At 46.0% G+C, this 18,757-nt stretch carries 18 protein-coding genes; 7 read left to right on the top strand and 11 right to left on the bottom strand.

The window, feature by feature from the left end; all coding sequences use genetic code 11:
- Positions 1 to 378 (bottom strand): hypothetical protein (locus tag Q0241_RS02520; protein ID WP_299372561.1); only part of this gene is annotated, 378 nt, incomplete at its 3' end.
- Between the two features lie 151 nt (positions 379 to 529).
- Here Q0241_RS02520 and Q0241_RS02515 point away from each other — a divergent pair.
- The 3 genes from Q0241_RS02515 (at position 530) to Q0241_RS02505 (ending at position 4,115) form a co-directional block, all read left to right on the top strand.
- Positions 530 to 2,575: a TonB-dependent receptor gene (locus Q0241_RS02515; RefSeq protein WP_299372558.1), complete on the top strand. Its 2,046-nt coding sequence runs from the start codon at positions 530 to 532 to the stop codon at positions 2,573 to 2,575.
- Positions 2,575 to 3,732, top strand: coding sequence for an ABC transporter substrate-binding protein (locus tag Q0241_RS02510; RefSeq protein WP_299372555.1), 1,158 nt, complete (start codon positions 2,575 to 2,577; stop codon positions 3,730 to 3,732). Before Q0241_RS02515 ends, Q0241_RS02510 begins: the two co-directional genes overlap by 1 nt.
- A gap of 98 nt (positions 3,733 to 3,830) precedes the next feature.
- The gene (locus tag Q0241_RS02505) at positions 3,831 to 4,115 is read left to right on the top strand and encodes a DUF2218 domain-containing protein (protein WP_299372552.1); all 285 of its coding nucleotides are present in this window, start codon (positions 3,831 to 3,833) and stop codon (positions 4,113 to 4,115) included.
- A 116-nt stretch (positions 4,116 to 4,231) separates the two neighbouring features.
- On the opposite strand, the gene Q0241_RS02500 is transcribed toward Q0241_RS02505, so the two are convergent.
- The 3 genes from Q0241_RS02500 to pspA all read right to left on the bottom strand — a co-directional run bounded on the left by Q0241_RS02500 (position 4,232) and on the right by pspA (position 5,777).
- Positions 4,232 to 4,729 carry a hypothetical protein gene (locus Q0241_RS02500; protein ID WP_299372550.1) on the bottom strand — a complete coding sequence of 166 codons (498 nt, stop codon included), beginning with the start codon at positions 4,727 to 4,729 and terminating at the stop codon, positions 4,232 to 4,234.
- A 76-nt stretch (positions 4,730 to 4,805) separates the two neighbouring features.
- Positions 4,806 to 5,033: a hypothetical protein gene (locus Q0241_RS02495; RefSeq protein WP_046509633.1), complete on the bottom strand. Its 228-nt coding sequence runs from the start codon at positions 5,031 to 5,033 to the stop codon at positions 4,806 to 4,808.
- A gap of 75 nt (positions 5,034 to 5,108) precedes the next feature.
- Positions 5,109 to 5,777 (bottom strand): phage shock protein PspA, encoded by a 669-nt coding sequence (pspA, locus tag Q0241_RS02490; protein WP_299372538.1) that lies wholly within the window; start codon positions 5,775 to 5,777, stop codon positions 5,109 to 5,111.
- Between the two features lie 161 nt (positions 5,778 to 5,938).
- On the opposite strand from pspA, the gene pspF reads away from it, so the two are divergent.
- Positions 5,939 to 6,937 (top strand): phage shock protein operon transcriptional activator, encoded by a 999-nt coding sequence (gene pspF / locus Q0241_RS02485; RefSeq protein ID WP_299372535.1) that lies wholly within the window; start codon positions 5,939 to 5,941, stop codon positions 6,935 to 6,937.
- Between the two features lie 61 nt (positions 6,938 to 6,998).
- On the opposite strand, the gene Q0241_RS02480 is transcribed toward pspF, so the two are convergent.
- The 5 genes from Q0241_RS02480 to Q0241_RS02460 all read right to left on the bottom strand — a co-directional run bounded on the left by Q0241_RS02480 (position 6,999) and on the right by Q0241_RS02460 (position 11,803).
- Positions 6,999 to 7,976, bottom strand: a complete 978-nt coding sequence (locus Q0241_RS02480) for a helix-turn-helix domain-containing protein (protein ID WP_299372532.1) — start codon at positions 7,974 to 7,976, stop codon at positions 6,999 to 7,001.
- Between the two features lie 269 nt (positions 7,977 to 8,245).
- Positions 8,246 to 8,767 (bottom strand): winged helix DNA-binding protein, encoded by a 522-nt coding sequence (locus Q0241_RS02475; RefSeq protein WP_299372529.1) that lies wholly within the window; start codon positions 8,765 to 8,767, stop codon positions 8,246 to 8,248.
- A 56-nt stretch (positions 8,768 to 8,823) separates the two neighbouring features.
- Positions 8,824 to 10,119, bottom strand: coding sequence for a TRAP transporter large permease subunit (locus Q0241_RS02470; RefSeq protein ID WP_299372527.1), 1,296 nt, complete (start codon positions 10,117 to 10,119; stop codon positions 8,824 to 8,826).
- A 14-nt stretch (positions 10,120 to 10,133) separates the two neighbouring features.
- Positions 10,134 to 10,706 (bottom strand): TRAP transporter small permease, encoded by a 573-nt coding sequence (locus tag Q0241_RS02465; protein ID WP_299372524.1) that lies wholly within the window; start codon positions 10,704 to 10,706, stop codon positions 10,134 to 10,136.
- A 119-nt stretch (positions 10,707 to 10,825) separates the two neighbouring features.
- Positions 10,826 to 11,803: a TRAP transporter substrate-binding protein gene (locus tag Q0241_RS02460; RefSeq protein ID WP_299372521.1), complete on the bottom strand. Its 978-nt coding sequence runs from the start codon at positions 11,801 to 11,803 to the stop codon at positions 10,826 to 10,828.
- 276 nt (positions 11,804 to 12,079) lie between these two features.
- Here Q0241_RS02460 and pxpB point away from each other — a divergent pair, with 276 nt between their 5' ends.
- The 3 genes from pxpB to Q0241_RS02445 are packed head-to-tail and all read left to right on the top strand — an operon-like array spanning position 12,080 to position 14,696.
- Complete coding sequence (pxpB, locus tag Q0241_RS02455) at positions 12,080 to 12,826, top strand: 5-oxoprolinase subunit PxpB (RefSeq protein ID WP_299372518.1); 747 nt, start codon at positions 12,080 to 12,082, stop codon at positions 12,824 to 12,826.
- Positions 12,826 to 13,899 carry a biotin-dependent carboxyltransferase family protein gene (locus tag Q0241_RS02450; RefSeq protein WP_299372515.1) on the top strand — a complete coding sequence of 358 codons (1,074 nt, stop codon included), beginning with the start codon at positions 12,826 to 12,828 and terminating at the stop codon, positions 13,897 to 13,899. Before pxpB ends, Q0241_RS02450 begins: the two co-directional genes overlap by 1 nt.
- Positions 13,900 to 13,919: 20 nt before the next feature.
- Positions 13,920 to 14,696, top strand: a complete 777-nt coding sequence (locus Q0241_RS02445) for a LamB/YcsF family protein (protein ID WP_299372512.1) — start codon at positions 13,920 to 13,922, stop codon at positions 14,694 to 14,696.
- A gap of 43 nt (positions 14,697 to 14,739) precedes the next feature.
- Here Q0241_RS02445 and Q0241_RS02440 read toward each other — a convergent pair whose 3' ends face one another.
- Together Q0241_RS02440 and Q0241_RS02435 are read right to left on the bottom strand one after the other, a co-directional pair.
- Positions 14,740 to 15,867 (bottom strand): ribonucleotide-diphosphate reductase subunit beta, encoded by a 1,128-nt coding sequence (locus Q0241_RS02440; RefSeq protein WP_299372509.1) that lies wholly within the window; start codon positions 15,865 to 15,867, stop codon positions 14,740 to 14,742.
- A 36-nt stretch (positions 15,868 to 15,903) separates the two neighbouring features.
- A complete protein-coding gene (locus Q0241_RS02435; RefSeq protein ID WP_299372506.1) occupies positions 15,904 to 18,753 on the bottom strand; it encodes a ribonucleoside-diphosphate reductase subunit alpha in 2,850 nt (949 codons plus the stop codon).
- Positions 18,754 to 18,757 lie beyond the last annotated feature (4 nt).

Below are 18,757 nucleotides of genomic sequence, written 5' to 3'. Positions count from 1 at the left end.
GAGGATAGGACGTGGTAATGCCCAGATGTATCCTTTAGGGCCATTATTTGCATCCAGAGAATAATGATCATCACCCAGGGTTCCCTCTATTTTACCATGAATAATCAGGCATATTTTTAGGCTTGGCCCTACAATCGCCTCTGCTTGATGATTATGAACTTCGATAGTGTCTGTCGCATGCACCTGTAGGGATGAAGCGTATCGATTGTTGCTTATGTTGCCTTTTAGGATTGTCCTATCAGACGCAACTGATTTGTCTTCAGGTGTTGGTTTGTTCAGCGCAGGTGTTCCCATTTTTAACAAGGTGGTTTCTTTTATCTGATTTTCATAAGTCAGGTTCTTGCGCATGGTGTGGTTGCTGATTTCTGAGGACGGCATAGGGGCTCCATGCGAATTTGATGTATGTAAAAGCGTTTGTTGCAAATGAAAGAAACGTTTTTGCAAAAGCATTCTGTCTGGTGTTAAATCTGAGTAGGTAATAATAAGAAGCATTCTCAATTAGTAAAGATTTTTGATTGCTGAGGTTGCTATGCGAACACGCCCCAAACTTGTTTCTAAACATTTATTTGATTTTAGCCAAAGTAATCTAAAGGGGCTTTTGTTGGGAACGGCGGCATTGATCGCTTTGCCTTCGGGTGCTGTGGCACAGGAAGTGGAAAAAGATCCTCTTATCATTGAGTCTGAGGCCGCCAACGATGACCAGGGTATTCTTCTTGACCCGGTTTATATTGACGGTAAGGCAGATGTTCTAACGGGCGGTGTCCATGTGAATCAGGAAGCCTTGGAGCGTATTAATCCGCAAGACATCAAGGATGTGTTCCGGCAAGAACCCGGCGTCGCGGTGAGTTCGCCGATTGCTATTGGGCAAAAGGTTTATGTGAACGGGATAGAAGATACAAAATTAGCTGTTGATGTCGATGGGGCACGGCAGGTGACAAAAACTTTTCACCATATTGGTACTGCGATTATTGATCCCGAGTTGCTTAAGGCTGTGAAGATTGAAACAGGGGTTGCTCCGGCAGATGCAGGACCAGAAGCGTTAGGAGGTTCTATTTCTTATGAAACAAAGGACGGGCGCGATTTTCTGGATATCGATGAAGCCTTTGGTGGTTATGGAAAGCTGACCTTTAACAGTAATACCGGCGGATTTTCAGAGAATATGGCGCTGGCTGCACAGTATAATAACTTTGACGTCTTGGTGTATGGCTCTAATGACAGCGGCGATAATTATTCTGACGGGAAAGGGCATGAAGTCGCGGGGACAAAGCCCGAGATGCAAAGCGGCCTTCTAAAGGTGGGGTACAGTGCTGATAATGGATACCGGGTTAAATTGACGGGTGGGTTTACCAAAGATGATGGTATTCGTCCGGTACGGGCTAACTTTGGTGGTTCAAGTAATCCATCTGACGTACCTCAGCGTGTTGATTATGAGAGAAAATCATTCTCGCTTTCTATTGGGGACGAGACACCAACGGACCTTTGGGATCCACGTTTTAGTCTGAGCTATACGGATACATCTCTCTTTGCGGATATTAAAAATACACCAGTTGGCGAAGGCATTGTTTCAGATATCACCACAATAAACGGCAAGGCTTCTAATACCTTCACAACGGGTTTTGGAAAAATCACCTCGGGCGCGGACTTCTATATTGATAGGGGAAAAGGCGGGCGTGAAAATGATGCTAACTATAAAGAAGAAGTGTACGATATCGGTGTGTTTACGCAGGCGCGACTATCCCTGACGGACGAAGCCCGGGTCTCTTTTGGAGGTAGGTTTGACTATAATCATCTGGAAGGTAATGAAGGAACCACCCTGGATAATGCCGGGTTGAGCGGTAACTTTAGCGGCGAGTATGATGTTACCCCCTGGCTTATGGGGTACGCGGGTGCTGGTACCGCTTGGGGTGGTGTGCCGATGACTGAAATCGGGGTTCAGAATTACTGGAGTGCATTTGGTGTGCGTTGGAACTATGACGATCTGGCTCCCTCGCGTTCTTTTAATTACAAAGCGGGCTTCGTGGTCGAAGAGGGAAATTTTACCTTTGATGGTAATGTTTTCTACACCAAGATTGATGATTCACATGATGTTTCGAACAGTAACCGTGGTACCCAGCACGATGTTGTCAGCAAAGGTGTAAATGCGTCTGCAAAATATAGCTTTGGGGATGGGTTTGTGCGGGGGTCTTATTCCAAAACGCATGTGCGTGTCGACGGGGATGTTCCCGTGAGTACCCTTGCCTACCAAGGGATTCTCATGGGGGATACCTATGGTCTTGAGGCAGGGTATTCCTGGCCTGATCTTGGCTTACGTGCGGGAGCTACCGGCGAAGGTGCCTTGGAAAATGATGATACCAAGAAGAATGGCGGCAATGCATTGGACAGCTATTTTGTCGCGGGTCTTTATGCCGAATGGTACCCGGAAGACATTGATGGTTTGTCATTGCGTGTTGATGTCAAAAATCTGTTTGATAAAGATTATGTAGATCGTGCGAATGTTGGGTATGACAGTTCGCGATATACACCCTATGGCGACCCGGGACGTACATTCCTTCTTGCTGCAAAGTATGAGTTTTAATGTCGATGTATAGGTTTGGGTATGTGTTTGGGAAATTTTCCATAGCTTTGTTACTTGGGTGTTTGTTCTTGGGGCAAGCGAATGCAGGCCAGACCGTGACAATAACTGATTTAGCGGGTCGGTCTGTAGAAATTAATGTGCCAGTAGAAAAGTTAATCCTGGGAGAGGGACGCTACCTTCCTAGCTTGGCGATACTGGATAGGAAAGACCCGACACAGCGTGTTGTCGGGATGATGGGCGAATTTGAAAAATATGATCCTGCATCATATGGCCAATATAGCCGTCGATATCCACGGCTTGACGATATCCCGCGGATTGGGGGCAGTAATTCATCATCGTTTAGCTTAGAGCAGGCCTTGTCTGTGGCGCCGGATGTTGCATTTTTTGGGTTATCAAGTGGTCACGGCCCAAATGATAAAGACAAACAGCTTCTTGCGACGTTAGAGGCTGCGGGGGTTCCCGTTGTTATTCTGGATTTCAGGATCGATCCGCTGGTGAACACACCTAAGAGTATTGAGATTCTTGGTAAGCTGTTGGGGCGAGAGAACGAGGCAGAAGAGTTTTTAGCCTTTTACCGAGAACAACTTGATCTTGTTACAGATGCTCTGCCGAATGAATTCATTCGTCCAACGGTATTTATGGAATCTCGGGTCGGTCTGGGAGCTGAGTGTTGCGAGGCCATCGGAGAGCGTATGATGGGGCGGTTTATTGACGCTGCTGGGGGGCGGAACGTCTTTGGAGAGATGATACTGGGGACACATGGTTCGGTTAGTCGTGAGTATCTGCTGCTGAACGAACCTGAGGTTTATATCGGCACGGCGATTGGATCTACCATGACCGAAGAACGTTTCCCGCAGTTTATTCAGTTGGGGGCTAATACGGATAAAGACAGGGCTGAAAAAAGCTTAACGTCGGCGCTTTCTCGCCCTGAATTGAGAGAGCTAGAGGCTGTTAAACAAGGAAAGGCCTATGCTATTTGGCATCATTTCTATAATAGCCCGATGAACGTTGTTGCCGTACAGGTTATGGCAAAGTGGCTTCACCCTGACCGTTTCAGGTTTTTGGCGCCAGAAGAAACACTAGGCACGTATTTTGATCGGTTTCAGCCGGTTCCTCTAGATGGTGTCTATTGGGCTGCATCCGTTCAGGGTAAATAAAATTCATAACGTATAAGTATGTTGTGAAGATAACGGTAAAAGACGAAAAGCGGTTCAATCCGTAAAATTATAAAAACCAGGAGATTTAAATTTTGCCAATGACGATGAAGGCGTCGGTCAAAACCGAACATGCTTCGAAATATTTACAGCAGCTTTGTAAACACTTTGCGCATAAAGTTTCGGTTCAATACACGCCGGAAAAGGGAACAGTCGATTTTGGCATTGGTGACTGTGTGATAGAGGCCAATGAAAATACATTATCCTTTTTTTGCCAAGCGGAGGATAGCGTCAGGTTAGAAAAGATCGAAGGAATTATTACCATTCATCTTGATAAGTTTGCGTGGCGTGAAAAGCTTGAGATGGATTGGGAATATTCGGGGTAATTTCTATGTGATATTATACTTAATATTGTGGTGTTGCACAAAAAACCGCCCTGAATTCCAGAGCGGTTTTTGTACGGATAATCAAATAGGTATTGTTTGGAAAAGATCGATGAGTGTTAAGCGTCGCCATCTTTTCTCATTTTTTGGAACTCTTTATTGAGTTTGTATTCTTCAGAAGATACGTGCTTTTCCATATCAGCTGTTCGCCGTTCCAGATCTTCGAACTCGCGACAAAGTTCAGAGAAATCCAAATCATCACTGTCGTGGTTATCATGACCGTCTGGACGGGATGATGTTTGTTGTGCGCCTGCGTAGGCATATTGTGTCTGAGTGCTGCGAGAGCTTGTTCCGTTCATCCAGTTTTTTGTTTTGTTAGCCATTTTGTTGAACTTTTCCTCTAACCGACCGGGGTTATTTATCCAGTAGAGGGAGAGAAAAAAAACGATTAAGGTCAAAACAAAGTTAATGAATAAGCCAATGATAAAGGCGGCCAGAACAAGCTTCCTTGGGACGCCAAAACGGTCAGCCAACGCGCGTGTGACTCTTTTTACAGGCCCTTGGTGGTGGTGAGCCTGGTAACTGTGACAGCCTGATTTTTTTCTATGATTTTGCATCTTAATATCCCGTTCTCTTCCGGTCGCTTAATCTATTGCGGTGAAGTTGCTGCTGCGTGGATGAAAGGCTTGACGATCAATCCTGTTCGAGCACTTTTTCAAGCGTGGCAACGCGATCTGCCAACTTTCTCGCAACGTCACGCATTTTTAAAAGCTCATCTTTGGGGACGGCAACCATACCATTTCCCAGATCTTGTTTTTTCATTGTTTTCCACTTTGTGATGTAGTGAAAAATGATCCAGAGCGGGGCAACGATAGATAAAAACACTACCAAGGGGACGAAGAAAGCTACAGCGAAGCTCATTGTTTTAAATTCTTTCTCAGTTAAAATCTGTTTATTCTAAATCCCGGCCGCTCTGGACCGTTATAGGTGAAGGCATCACTTTTTAGGCTTGGCCATTTTTGCTTTAAGTGCCGCGAGTTCATCGGCAATTTCTGATTCAGCTTCCAATTCAGAGAACTCATCATTAAGTGTCTTGGATTTTCCAAGATCGTATGAATCAGCCTCGGCATCAAGCTCTGTGATTTTACGTTCCAGATTATCATAGCGGGCCAGAGCATCGTCAACGCGACCGTCGTAGGTTGTCTTGCGAAGTTTAACTCTTTTTTCCGCTGTGTTTAAACGGATTTCCATCGACTTTTTCTTTGCCTTGGCTTCGTCGAGCTTTACCTGAAGCTTTGAAAGGTCGTCGCTAGATTTGGCGAGGCTTTCTTCTATATAACCCAACTCCGTTTGAAGGGCGCCGGCTTGCTCTTCAATTTTTCTTTTTGCCAAAAGGGCACCTTTGGCAAGATCGTCACGGCCTTTTGATAGGGCGAATTCTGCTTTGGTGGCCCATTCAGCTCTAGATGTCTCAAGTGCGGTTAGCTTCTTTTCGATATCTTTTTTATCGGCGATTGCCTTTACAGAAGATGAGCGTACCTCAATCAAGGTATCTTCCATTTCCTGAATCATAAGACGGGCCATTTTTTCCGGTTCTTCCGCACGGTCCAACAATGAATTGATGTTGGAATTAACAATGTCGGTCAGACGGGAAAAGATACTCATAACAATTTCCTTTCGAGGAGTAAGAATACTTAGATAGATTGCACGAGGTGTGCCAGTTTTAATCTTCGTATAAAAACAATAGTTTAAAAGAATTGCTTGAAATGTTAATTATTATTATCGATATTTAATGGTGAAAATCGATAACTATTATAGCTAATTATATGGACTCTCTAGTTAACATAATCGGTGAAGATCCTCATTTTTTGGATGTGGTCGAAAAGACATCTCAGCTAGCCATGATTGATAAGCCTTGTCTTGTGGTCGGGGAGCGGGGAACAGGCAAAGAGTTGTTTACGTCTCGTTTACATTACCTGTCCCGTCGCTGGGATGGTCCTTTGGTTAAGATTAACTGCGCTGCCTTAAACGATAGCTTGCTGGAAAGTGAACTGTTTGGGCATGAGAGGGGGGCATTTACCGGGGCACAGCGGACACATGTCGGGCGATTTGAGCGGGCAGATGGTGGGACACTCATTTTGGATGAAATTGCCACAGCGTCCAGTGCGGTGCAGGAGAAAGTGCTGCGTGTTATTGAATATGGTGAATTTGAGCGGGTAGGGGGTAGCGAAACACTCCAGGTTGATGTCCGAGTAATTGGGGCTGCTAATGTGGATTTACCTGCTTTGGCCGAGGAAGGTGGTTTTCGTGCTGATTTGCTGGATCGATTGGCTTTTGATGTTGTTACGCTACCGCCTTTACGAGTTCGGCCGCGGGATATTTTGACTTTAGCTCATCACTTTGCTCTGGAAGTTACGCGGGAGGTGGGGCGTGATCTTTTTTCCGGCTTTTCGGAGCAGGCGCGAAGACAGCTTGTTGGCTATGCTTGGCCTGGTAATGTCAGAGAGCTTAAGAATGCTGTTGAGCGTACGATTTGCAGGTTGCCAGTTTCTGACGTCGCTATTGATGAGATATATATTGACCCCTTTGACAGCCCATGGCGTTTTGGGGCAACTGATAAGAAACAAGATGGACTTGTCGAGAACAAGAGTCTGGCCATTGATGACTTTGCGAAAGCAGTTTCGGGCTTTGAGCGAAAAATTCTTACGCAAACACTAGAAAAGTATCAGTTTAACCAAACTGATGCCGCGCAAGCCTTGTCGTTGAGTTATCATCAATTTCGACGGCTTCTAAAGAAGTACGATGTGCCTGTTCGTTCAAAGTAAAAGTGGCCTTGATTGGCGCAAGAACCAGATTGGCATAAGGGAAGGCGTTTTATTGATCTGGTTAGATCGCCAACTTCATAAACTTTATTTTCCGATGTAACGTGGCGCGGCTTATCCCCATAGCGGTGGCTGCGGCAGAGATATTGCCACCAGTGTGTGCCAGAGCTTGCAAAATAACCCGACGTTCAGCCAATTCATACTCTTTGGCGTGATTAACCTGTTTGCCCTGTAAATCAGCAAGCAAAATGGGTTCTTTCAAGGGGCCGTTTTTAAGTCCGTAGATGCGGCGTGCCCCCCGTGAAGCGCCAATGACAATGCCGTCTTGATCAACTGCCAATAGGGCCGTCTGTAAGTTTGTTGAAGATTTTTTTTGTTCGGCAGGTGGCGTCGCTAATACGATGTCTGCGTTATGATAGGTTTGGCGAAAGTACTCTGATTCAATCTGTCTTGCCGCATTGATCACAGAAAGCGAAATAATCCTCGCAAAATCTGGTGTCAGGTCCGCGCGACTGGAGGAAACATCAATGGCCGCCAATAGATGACCTTCGTGATCAAATATGGGGGCCGCACTACAAGACAAGTTTATGTTCTTGCTATGGAAATGTTGGTCTTTGTGAATTGTTAACGCGCGTTGTTCAACGATACAGGTGCCAATACCATTGGTGCCTTCACTTTCTTCACTCCATAAAGCCCCGGTACAAAGGCCCCATTCATCATAAGTCTTTTCGTCGCTGCCCGCGCCGCGCCGATCAACGGCAATGCCGCTTGCATCTGCAAGGACAACGCAACAACCTGCATTTCCCACTGCAAGATACAGATTGTCTAAACTGGTTTCTGCTGTGTGAATCAGCGGGCCCAATTTTTCACGGGCTTGTTTCAGTTCGTGCGAAGATATGCGTTCAGGGGGGCGCCTGTAATCAGGGGAGAGATGATGCAATAGTTTCGAGCGCCGCCAAGACGCCGCGATTTCGGTTTGTGCGGCACCATTTGTTTCTAATGTATTTTCCACATGTGTTGCGTGGTTACTGGTCGATCCCATGTTCGTTGCCCCAAGAGCAATTCACAAGAAAATACAAAGCTGTATCTTGAATGGTTGCTCTATTCCTGACGTTTCTAGTGCACCATTATTTTTATGGTTTCACTAATCCCTTTATTTTTTATGTGGAACTTTGTTCCACTGAATACGCCTGTTCTCGTATTCTTATTATTTATTTACGTTAGAACAAGTGGGATCATTTCGCAAATTTTACGAGTCAATAAAGGGTGCGACGAAACTAAATAGGCAGAATGCGTTTGATTTTTAAGGGGCTAAAGAGACGCCGCCGCTCTGGAGGCTTGGTCGTAAAGGCCTGAAATGCTACGTAAAATCTGTGCTGTGTGGGCAACTTCGTCAAATCGGGTATCTGTCGCTACCGCAGGATCAATCAGGCAGAGTTCGCGAATTTTTCTGTATTCAGAGCAGGCTTCTGCGCCTTCTTCTGTGGTAGAATAGAAAATCTCTTTCCCTTTTTTTGTGCCCTTGACCAGCTTACCCTTGATCAGCTTCTTCAGAGAATAGTTCACGGTATGCGGATCTTCAACATTAAGAACAAAGCAGATGTCGTTTAGCCGCTTTTCCCTGTTGCGATGATTTACGTTGTGGAGCACCAGAACATCAAGCGGATTAAAGTCTTGATGCCCCGCAGCATTCATACAACGCACCATCCAGCGGGAAAAACCGTTAAAGGCAATTATCAAACCGTATTCCAGTTCGCTCATCTGCCACCCTTGATCACTGGCCAGGTGTTCCGATGAAACGATGTGGCGCGGGGTTTTGGGTGTGTCAGACATACTGGGACCTTTTGATTAATAGAACGGGTTATCTCGTGGATGGTGTTAAAACCTGCTTACATATTATTGGGAAGATAGGTGACGATTTCTGGTACGGCAATAATAATAGCCAGCGCAAGAACCAGCAGACCAAAGAACGGTAGGGCAGCCTTTGCAACGGTTAAGATATTTCGCCCGGTTAAGGCCTGTAAGACAAAAAGATTGAAGCCGACCGGTGGTGTGATTTGTGACATTTCAACAACAATCACAATGTAGATACCAAACCAAAGTGGATCAATTCCGGCCTGTTCTACCATTGGCATGATAACGGATGTGGTTAGAACGACAACACTGATGCCGTCGAGAAAGCAGCCCAGTACAACAAAGAATACCGTAAGTGCAGCTAGAAGAGCGTAGGGGCTGAGCTCTAGGCCGCCAATCCATTCTGCCAATAGCTTGGGAATGCCTGTGAAGCCCATTGCAACCGTTAAAAAGGCAGCGCCGGCTAGAATAAAAGCGATCATACAGGATGTTTTCGTCGCGCCCATCAGCCCTTCGAAAAATGTTGTTTTGTTCAAGTCGCCCGTAAACCAAGACAAAAGAAGAGCAAGAACAACGCCAACAGCCGCAGCGTCTGTAGGTGAAGCGATTCCGGTATAAATTGAACCGATGACGCCACTAATCAGTATGACAACAGGAAGGAGACTTTTTGCGCGCTTAAGCTTTTCGCCCAATGAGATTTCTTCGATTACATCTGGCAAAATGTCTTTGTTCATTAGTGCCCAAATAATAACAAAGCCGACAAACAAGCCGACGAGAAGTAGGCCGGGTATGACACCTGCGATGAAAAGACGGGCGATGGATTGCTCGGTAGCAACGCCATAAACGATCAGGATGATAGATGGGGGTATAAGTAAGCCAAGGGTGGCTGATCCGGCCAGAGTTCCGATCATCATGCTTTCGGGGTATTTGCGCTTTGACAATTCTGGAATTGACATTTTCCCGATGGTTGCCGCTGTTGCTGCAGACGAGCCAGATACGGCTGCAAAGATAGCACAGCCAAAAATATTTACGTGGAGCAGTTTGCCCGGCACCTTTCCCATCCAGGGGGACAGGCCACTGAACATGTCTTCGGACAAGCGAGATCGGAACAGGATTTCACCCATCCAGATAAATAGTGGAAGGGCTGCAAGCGCCCAGTGATTACTGGCACCCCAAACGGTTGTTGCGAGGACATCGCCAACAGGGGCGTCAGTGAAGAGGGCCATCCCAAAGATACCGACACCAAACAGGGAGAAGGCAACCCAGACCCCAGACCCTAAAAGAGCAAAGAGTGTAAGCATGAGAAGAAGGGTTAAATAAATTTCTGACATTGGTTTTGCCCTTCTTATTCAGCGTGAAGATCGGCGTGATCTTGCTCTAGTAAATTCTCACCCTTGCCTTCGTAACTCGGTTCGCCGCCGGAGATGACGCAAACAAGTTCATCAATCAAGGCGATGGACAGAATGGCTAATCCAACAAGCACAGGCGTCATGGGGATCCAGATTGGCACGGCAATCATGCCTGGAGACAGGTCGTTATAGATGTATGATTCGTGAACGAGGAAACCTGTGTAGGTGGTGAAATAAAGCGCCATTGCAGCGGCAATACTCAGGCACCAAATTTCAACGATGTGACGCAGTTTGGGGGAGAGGTGTTGCAAAACCAGTGACACCCTAATGTGGCTGCCGTCTCTTAGTGTGTAGGCGAGGGCGAGAAAAGAGGCGCCGGCGAGAAAGAAACCTGTGAAGTCGGCATAGGAAGGGATCGTCAATCCAATTGCTTCACCTGTAATCAGGCTACTAACGCGGTCAAGCAGGTTCAAAACCACCTGTGCCATAACTGTCAGGCAAATGGCCACAAGAAAAAAGGCCGCTGACCATCCGCTTGTCGTATATATTTTATTGAGTATCTGTCTCATGGTCGCACACATCCCCGAGTAATGAATAGGCCCTTGGGCATTCATTCTGGCTGGATCCATATAAAAAGGGGCGGTTCATCACACGATAAGATAGTGAAATGAACCGCCCAACAGGGAGCTTAGTTGCCGTATGAGCTCAGGATCTCAGATCCTTCATCTCCTGCAGATGCTTTCCAATCAGAAAGCATATCAGTGCCAACTTTTTTCAAACCTGTCATCAATTCAGCCGCAGGCGGATTTACAATTGTTACGCCATTGTCTTGCATGATTTTGATTTTAGCAGCGGTTTCTTCCTGGCTCATTGCCCAGCCACGTTTTTCTGCTTTTTCTGCCGCAGCAAGAACAGCTTTTTGTGTGGCGTCATCAAGCTTACGCCAGTATTTTTTGTTAATGACAACAATGTTTTTCGGTACCCACGCTTGAATGTGTGTGTAGTGAGAAACGAAATCCCAAGCTTTGCTGTTTGCACCCGTTGATGGCGATGTGATCATTGCTTCAACGCGACCTGTTGCATAGGCTTGTGGAATATCAGGAACTTCGACCTGTGTCGGTGCTGCGCCTGTAAGTTGGGCGAATTTTTCCAACGTTGCATTGTAAGCTCTGAACTTTAGGCCTTTAAGATCATCAACGGTCTTGATTTCTTTTTTTGTATAAAGTCCCTGTGGTGGCCACGGAACAGAGAACAATGGCATTAAGCCCTGTTTGTCCAGTAGTGCGCTGATAACAGGCTTTTGAGCTGCCCAAAGTTTTCCTGCATCGTCATAATTTGTTGCAAGGAAAGGAAGCGAGTCTGCACCAAAGGCAGCATGTTCATTCGACAGGCGTGACAGGAAAAATTCACCAATTGGCACCTGGCCGCTACGAACGGCATTTTTTATTTCCGGGTGTTTAAAAAGCGAACCGGCGGAATGAATTTTGATTTTCAGGTCGCCGTTAGTTGCTGTTTCTACATCCTTGGCAAATTCAATGATGTTTGCTGTGTGAAAAGTTTTATCCGGATATGGTGTTGGCATATCCCAAGTGTCAGCGGAAGAAGTGGCAATTCCGCCCATAGCAAGGGCAGCAACACCAGCGGTGAAGTTACGTAAAAGTTTCATTTTTTAAAACCTCCCAGGGGTTTCTATGTGTTGGCCTTGATGTTTTTTATATATTCAGGGCCTTAAACGTTCTTTTTGGCTCAATTCTCACTGTTTAAAGTCAGGAAGATTTGAGCAATACAGCGTGATTAATGAGCCAAAAATACCTGTGTCATCATTAACGCATAAATTTACGATGACGTTATGTTGACAAAAAGTCAATAAAACAATAACGATTTATAGTTGATGTGTATCTAAGGCTGTAGTTCAATAAAGAAAAAACCTAAGAGAGCTAATTTGGATATCCGAGTCCTAACATTAGGCGATAGCGCCTTTACGATTGAATTTCCTAAGCTAAAAGGGGCTATTGGTGCGCGCTCTGTTCGCGCATTGAGAGGCTGTATTGAACAGGAAGTTGACGAAGGACGACTGCCCGGTGTGTTTGATATTATTTCGGCAAGCCGTTCCCTGACGGTGTGTTTGAACCCGGATATTGCGAACTTTAATCATGTCGTTGAACACGTAAGTGCATTGGCACAAAAGCCTTTGAGTAAGGAAGATGGGCACAAGGAGCTCTGGGTCTTGCCTGTTTGTTACGAGGGGGAGTTGGCGCCTGATTTAGCTGAGGTTGCACAGCGTAGCGGGCTGTCCGTAGAGGAAGTCATTAATGTACATAGTTCGGCTATTTATGATATTTTTCTCATTGGTTTTTTGCCCGGTTTTGCCTTTATGGGGGAAATTGATGCGCGACTACAGTTTCCAAGAAGAACAAGCCCGAGGGTGAGGGTTCCCGCAGGATCAGTTGGTATTGCCAACGAACAAACGGCTGTGTATCCGTGGGAAAGCCCTGGGGGATGGCACTTGATTGCGCGTTGCCCAGTTCCCTTTTTTGACAGTTCCTGGGCACAGCCCAGTTTGCTCTCTCCGGGTGGGGCTGTGAAATTCAGACCAATAACAACAGAAGAATATGGTGACCTTGCTGCTGATTTAGCTGCTGAACGTATTGCACCACAAAGCTTTTTAACAATGGAGGGAGAGGGCTGATGTCGGTTGTTCTAAAAATCCTCTCGCCAGGTATTTTATCATCTCTTCAAGATGAGGGTCGCAAAGGATTTGCTGGCTTTGGTGTTCCAAGGAGCGGGGCTGCGGATACGTTATCATTGCGGTTGGGGAATGCTTTGGTGGGGAATGCCCCCTTTGAAACGGCGCTAGAATTTCGGTTTTTGGGACCAAAGGTAATCGCCGAAGGTGGACGAATACGTCTGGGCCTTGCGGGGGATGTAACCGCCGAACTTAATCTCGCAGATGGTGGCGATAGTATTGCGATAAAACCTTGGCAGTCTGTCACGCTTGACGATGGAGATGTCCTTTCTGTCGAGCCTCTGAAAAATGGGGCGACGGGCTATTTAACCGTCGAAGGAGGATTTGATTTAGCCCCGGTTCTTGATAGTTGCTCGACCTATGCGCGCGCAAAGTTGGGGGGGGTAAACGGTCTTCCGTTACAGGCGGGGGATTCTATCAAGGTTAGACTATCGCACCCACGGGATGGTTTGGAAAAAATTGTATCTGCACCGATGCTAACAACGGCAGAAACAATTCGTGTAATGGCGGGGCCCCAGGATGATTATTTTTCTGATGACATGATCGCCAAATTCACGGATCAAAATTATAAGGTTAGCTCTGACGTAGATCGTATGGGCATTCGTCTTGAAGGCGACGAATTGAAACCTTTGCCGGAAAAGGGAAGTGACCTTATTTCTGATGGAATAGTTCCGGGGGCTATACAGGTGCCGGGTAGCGGGCAGCCTATTATCTTGTTTGTGGATTGCCAGACAATTGGAGGCTATCCCAAAATTGGTGCTGTGATTACATCTGATCTTCCTCTTTTAGGGCAACTGGTGCCGGGTAATGATATTAAGTTCCAGTACGTTTCCCTTGATGAAGCACAGGCTGCCCGAGAAGAACAGAAATTAGAGCTGGATCGGGCCATTTCCTCTATTCAGGATTATTTTGGTGAGGGAGTTATGGATCTAAAAGCCTTGTATGAGGTAAATTTAATCGGCGGTGTTGTTGATGCCAGTTTGACCGGACATTTCCCCGGTCATCTAGAAGCTTAGCCAGCAAGAGGAAACTACACATGGAAAAAATTAATTTAAATGCGGATATGGGCGAAGGCTTTGGTATGTATTCCATCGGGAATGATACTGCGATGCTGGATATAATCGGGTCAGCCAATATTGCCTGTGGTTACCATGCGGGTGACCCCTTGGTCATGTCTGACGTTACGCGCTCTGCCAAAGAAAAGGGTGTGAGCATCGGCGCGCACCCAGCCTTTCCAGATCTACAGGGCTTTGGCCGGCGTAAAATGTATATTCCGCTTTCTGAATTGGAAGCAATGATCGTGTATCAAATCGGTGCCTTGATGGCCGTTGCAAAGAGCCAGGGAACGAAAGTTACCCATGTGAAACCTCATGGTGCGCTCAATAATATGGCGGCTGTTGATATGGAAATGTCGCTTGCCATAGCGCGTGGCATTGCCGCGGTTGATCCGTCTCTCATCCTGTTGGCAACAGCTGGGTCCTGTCTATGCAAGGCTGGTCTTGAATTAGGTCTGCCCACGGCCGGCGAAATTTTTGCTGATAGAACCTATGATGAGAACGGGAATTTGACCCCAAGGTCTGAACCCCATGCCGTTATTCATGACCCCGAACAATCGGCAGATCAAATTCTCTCTTTTGTACAAGAGGGTAAAATTATAACGCCATCAGGGAAGCGGATTGATACCCCGATACATAGTGTATGTGTGCACGGGGATACTGCCGAAGCAGTCGCAATTGCTCGTCGTGTAAAAGAAAGGCTGGAACAGGCCGGATTTGAACTGGCACCTTTACCAGAAGTTATGGGGATTTCTTAAATCCCCATAACGGATAGCAACGAGCTGTCGCGTGTAGGATGGATTAATCCCAGCTTAGTGCGCCGCCATTCTGGTATTCAATGACTCTGGTTTCAAAGAAGTTTTTTTCTTTCTTTAGGTCCATGGCCTCTGACATCCAGGGGAACGGATTTTCTGTGGCCGGATAGATCTGTTCCAAACCGAGTTGTCCACATCTGCGGTTCGCGATGAAGTGCATATATTGTTCGCATAGATGCGCGTTCAGGCCCAATAATCCCTTGGGCATCGTATCGCGGCCATAAGCTGCTTCAATTTCAGCGGCTTCTTTCAGCATTCCCTTTACTTCTTGTTGAAATTCTTCGGTCCAAAGGTGAGGGTTCTCTGCTTTGATTTGATTGATAACATCAATACCGAAGTTCAGGTGAATGCTCTCATCACGAAGAATATATTGATACTGTTCCGCGATCCCTACCATTTTGTTCCGGCGACCCAATGATAAAATTTGGGCAAACCCTGTATAAAACCACATACCTTCAAAAACGACATAAAAAGCAATCAGGTCTCTTAAAAAGGCCTGATCTGCTTCGGGGGTGCCCGTTTCAAAGTTTGGATCATCTAGGCTTTGCGTGTATTTCAGTGCCCATGCCGCCTTGTCAGTTATCGACGGAACTTCGCGATACATGTTGAATAGTTCACCTTCTTCAAGGCCCAGACTTTCCACGATGTATTGAAACGTATGTGTGTGGACCGCCTCTTCGAAGGCTTGCCGTAATAGATACTGTCGGCATTCTGGATTTGTCAGGTGGCGGTAGATTGCAAGAACAATATTATTGGCAACGAGAGATTCCGAAGCGGCAAAAAAACCGAGATTACGTTTTAACATTTTGCGCTCGTCGGGTGTTAAGCCGTCTTTGGATTTCCAAAGCGCAATATCGGCCTGCATTGAAACTTCTGTCGGCATCCAATGATTATTACAGCCCGAGAGATATTTTTCCCATGCCCAATGGTATTTCATCGGTAAAAGCTGGTTAACATCAGCACGAGCGTTAATCATTGACTTGTCATCTACAGAAACGCGTGCAGCTCCGCGGTCAATGGTCCCCAAACCAGTGGTGTCTGTGGTTGGTACATTGTCTTTCGGATGAGTTCGTTGGGCATTTGATTTGGTTGTTGGTTCCGACCAATCAAGCATATTTATATTCCTGTTTCATTATTTGATGAGGCTTGGTTACTGGCAGGCTTCACATTCTGGATCATCGATCGAACAAACTTGCCCTGTGCTTATTGGCGTTGTCATGTTTGTTGCGACGGCATTTAGTTTCCCATCTGTTCCTTTAAGAGTGGATTTCTCTACGTGAGTTGCTGATTTTGACCTGAGGTAATAGGTGGTTTTTAGGCCACGTTCCCATGCCAGCTGATAGAGCGCATCAAGAGCTTTCCCACTGGGATTGGCCAGATAGAGATTTAGGGATTGTGCCTGATCAATCCATTTTTGTCTTCGTGCAGCGGCCTCAATCAAAAAGGCGGAATCAATTTCAAAGGCTGTAGCATAAAGGGTTTTAAGGTCTTGAGGAATACGGTCGATTTCTCCGATACTGCCATCATAGTATTTAAGGTCAGAAATCATGACGTCATCCCAAAGGTTTAAGGCTTTGAGGTCGTTTACCAAAGATGCGTTAACGACGGTGAATTCACCTGACATGTTGGATTTTACGAAAAGGTTTTGATAGGAAGGTTCAATTGATTGGGAAACGCCACAGATATTTGAGATTGTTGCCGTGGGCGCAATTGCCATTGTATTTGAATTACGCATTCCTATTTTTTTGACACGCTTTCGAAGTTTTTCCCAGTCAAGTTTGCTGCTGGTATCGTATTGAAAATTGGTGCGTTGTTCTTCTAGAAGTTTCATGGAATCTAGTGGTAAAATACCCTTTGACCACAGAGAACCTTTGAAGCTCGCATAGCTTCCCCTTTCTTCAGCAAGATTGCTTGATGCTGTTATTGTGTGAAAGGATATTGCTTCCATACTTTCGTCAGCGAAGGTAATTGCAGCATCAGAACCGTATGGAATTCGTTGTTTTTGCAATGCATCTTGAAAGCCCATTAGTCCAAGGCCGACGGGACGATGTTTCAAATTTGATTTGCGGGCTTCCGGGATGGTGTAAAAATTGATATCGATGACGTTGTCGAGCATGCGCATCGCTGTTTTTGTTGTTTTCTCTAGCTTGCTATGATCGATACCGTTTTTAGTGGTATGCGCGGCAAGGTTAATAGAACCCAGATTACAAACGGCAACTTCGTCATTGGAAGTATTAAGTGTAATTTCCGTACAAAGATTTGACGAATGGACGACGCCAATGTGATTTTGAGGTGACCGAATGTTACAGGGATCCTTGAAGGTGATCCAAGGATGTCCTGTTTCAAAAAGCATTGTTAACATCCGGCGCCATAGATCTATCGCACGTATTTTTTTGTGGGCACGAAGTTCCCCGTTTTCGGCTTTTGTCTCGTAATTTTCATAGGTTTGTTGGAAGTCTCGACCATAGAGATTATGGAGATCCGGTGTTTCATCAGGCGAGAAAAGAGTCCATGAGGCGTCTTCCCTGACACGTTCCATAAAAAGATCGGGGACCCAGTTGGCGGTATTCATGTCATGGGTTCTGCGACGATCATCTCCGGTATTTTTTCTTAAGTCGAGAAATTCTTCTATATCCAAATGCCATGTTTCAAGGTATGCGCAAACTGCTCCTTTACGCTTTCCCCCCTGATTCACAGCAATGGCCGTGTCATTGGCAACTTTTAAGAATGGCACCACACCTTGACTTTCGCCGTTTGTGCCTTTGATGTGTGCACCGAGACCCCGCACAGAAGTCCAGTCATTTCCGAGGCCGCCAGAATACTTTGCCAGCAGTGCATTATCTTTGATCGACTTGAATATATCCCCTAAGTCATCTGAGATGGTTGTTAAAAAACAAGATGATAATTGGGGGTGTTGTGTGCCCGAGTTAAAGAGTGTGGGGGTTGAACACATGAAATCAAACGAGGATAAGAGGTCATAAAATTCGATAGTTTTTTCTTCTCTATCTGTTTCGCGCAGAGCAAGGCCCATGGCGACCCGCATAAAAAATGCCTGTGGCAATTCAATGCGGTTTTCATCTTGGTGAAGAAAATAACGATCATAGAGGGTTTGTAGGCCCAGATATTGAAAGAGCGTGTCTCGTTCTGGTTTTATTGCTGCGCTTAAGCGGTCTAAGTCATATCTAGCGAGTTCAGGGTCCAAAAGTTCTGATGTCAGCCCCTTTTTTATATATGCCCGGAAGTAATCTGGATAAATATCGGCAATTTCGCTCTGGGTTGCTGTTTGATTTCGCTCAAAGATAAATGACAAAACCTCTGTGCGAAGTTTGTCGAGTAAAAGCCTTGCCGAAACATAGCTATACTCAGGTTCTGTTTCAATCAGGGTTCTTGCTGCGAGGATTGGTGCAAGTGCCAGTTCAGAAGAACTGATGCCATCATAAATATTCCGTTTTGTTTCCGATAAAATCTTTTCTTTAGAGGTGTTCTTTAATCCATCGCAAGCTTCGGCCATGATGGTCTCTAGGCGATTTTGGTCTAGGTCAACTTTTGATCCATCTGGTTGTGTGACACTAAAGTCTAGTTGTGATTCTGACGGGGCGTTATTTTCAGTTTGGCGGTCCTTGTTTCTTTCTTCACGATAAAGAACGTAGGCCCGTGCAACCTTCTGGTGGCCGCCGCGCATTAATGCAAGCTCGACCCGATCCTGAATATCTTCGATGTGAAAGGTACGTCCCGAGGTGTCTCTTTGAGTAAGGGACCTAGTGATCTCTTCCGAGAGGGTGTGAATGGTATCGTGAACCCGAGGGGAGGCAACAGCATTAGAGCCCTCTATGGCGATAAATGCCTTGGTGATCGCGGTGGTGATTTTTTCGGGTTCAAAAGGGGAGACTTTCCCATTCCGGCGGATCACTTTGTAGTCTGTACCAGAAGTAACAGGAGTGTCTTGATTGGCGCTGGAAATTACCTCACCCGGTAATTCGTTTGATTCTATGAGAGACATGCAT

The organism is uncultured Kiloniella sp., assembly GCF_937128705.1.
In the GTDB taxonomy this organism is placed as follows: Bacteria; Pseudomonadota; Alphaproteobacteria; order Kiloniellales; family Kiloniellaceae; genus Kiloniella.
Note: the sequence above shows the minus strand (reverse complement) of the source record. Positions and strands in the feature narration are given on the sequence as shown.

Bases quoted from the DNA above. Each gene is read 5' to 3' on its own strand.
- Q0241_RS02460 (WP_299372521.1), bottom strand. From the start codon at position 11,803: ATGAAACTTTTACGTAACTTCACCGCTGGTGTTGCTGCCCTTGCTATG.
- Q0241_RS02440 (WP_299372509.1), bottom strand. From the start codon at position 15,867: ATGCTTGATTGGTCGGAACCAACAACCAAATCAAATGCCCAACGAACT.
- pspF (WP_299372535.1), top strand. From the start codon at position 5,939: ATGGACTCTCTAGTTAACATAATCGGTGAAGATCCTCATTTTTTGGAT.
- Q0241_RS02450 (WP_299372515.1), top strand. From the start codon at position 12,826: ATGTCGGTTGTTCTAAAAATCCTCTCGCCAGGTATTTTATCATCTCTT.
- Q0241_RS02515 (WP_299372558.1), top strand. From the start codon at position 530: ATGCGAACACGCCCCAAACTTGTTTCTAAACATTTATTTGATTTTAGC.
- pspA (WP_299372538.1), bottom strand. From the start codon at position 5,777: ATGAGTATCTTTTCCCGTCTGACCGACATTGTTAATTCCAACATCAAT.
- Q0241_RS02475 (WP_299372529.1), bottom strand. From the start codon at position 8,767: ATGTCTGACACACCCAAAACCCCGCGCCACATCGTTTCATCGGAACAC.
- Q0241_RS02470 (WP_299372527.1), bottom strand. From the start codon at position 10,119: ATGTCAGAAATTTATTTAACCCTTCTTCTCATGCTTACACTCTTTGCT.
- Q0241_RS02465 (WP_299372524.1), bottom strand. From the start codon at position 10,706: ATGAGACAGATACTCAATAAAATATATACGACAAGCGGATGGTCAGCG.
- Q0241_RS02480 (WP_299372532.1), bottom strand. From the start codon at position 7,976: ATGGGATCGACCAGTAACCACGCAACACATGTGGAAAATACATTAGAA.
- Q0241_RS02495 (WP_046509633.1), bottom strand. From the start codon at position 5,033: ATGAGCTTCGCTGTAGCTTTCTTCGTCCCCTTGGTAGTGTTTTTATCT.
- Q0241_RS02505 (WP_299372552.1), top strand. From the start codon at position 3,831: ATGACGATGAAGGCGTCGGTCAAAACCGAACATGCTTCGAAATATTTA.
- Q0241_RS02500 (WP_299372550.1), bottom strand. From the start codon at position 4,729: ATGCAAAATCATAGAAAAAAATCAGGCTGTCACAGTTACCAGGCTCAC.
- Q0241_RS02435 (WP_299372506.1), bottom strand. From the start codon at position 18,753: ATGTCTCTCATAGAATCAAACGAATTACCGGGTGAGGTAATTTCCAGC.
- Q0241_RS02510 (WP_299372555.1), top strand. From the start codon at position 2,575: ATGTCGATGTATAGGTTTGGGTATGTGTTTGGGAAATTTTCCATAGCT.
- Q0241_RS02445 (WP_299372512.1), top strand. From the start codon at position 13,920: ATGGAAAAAATTAATTTAAATGCGGATATGGGCGAAGGCTTTGGTATG.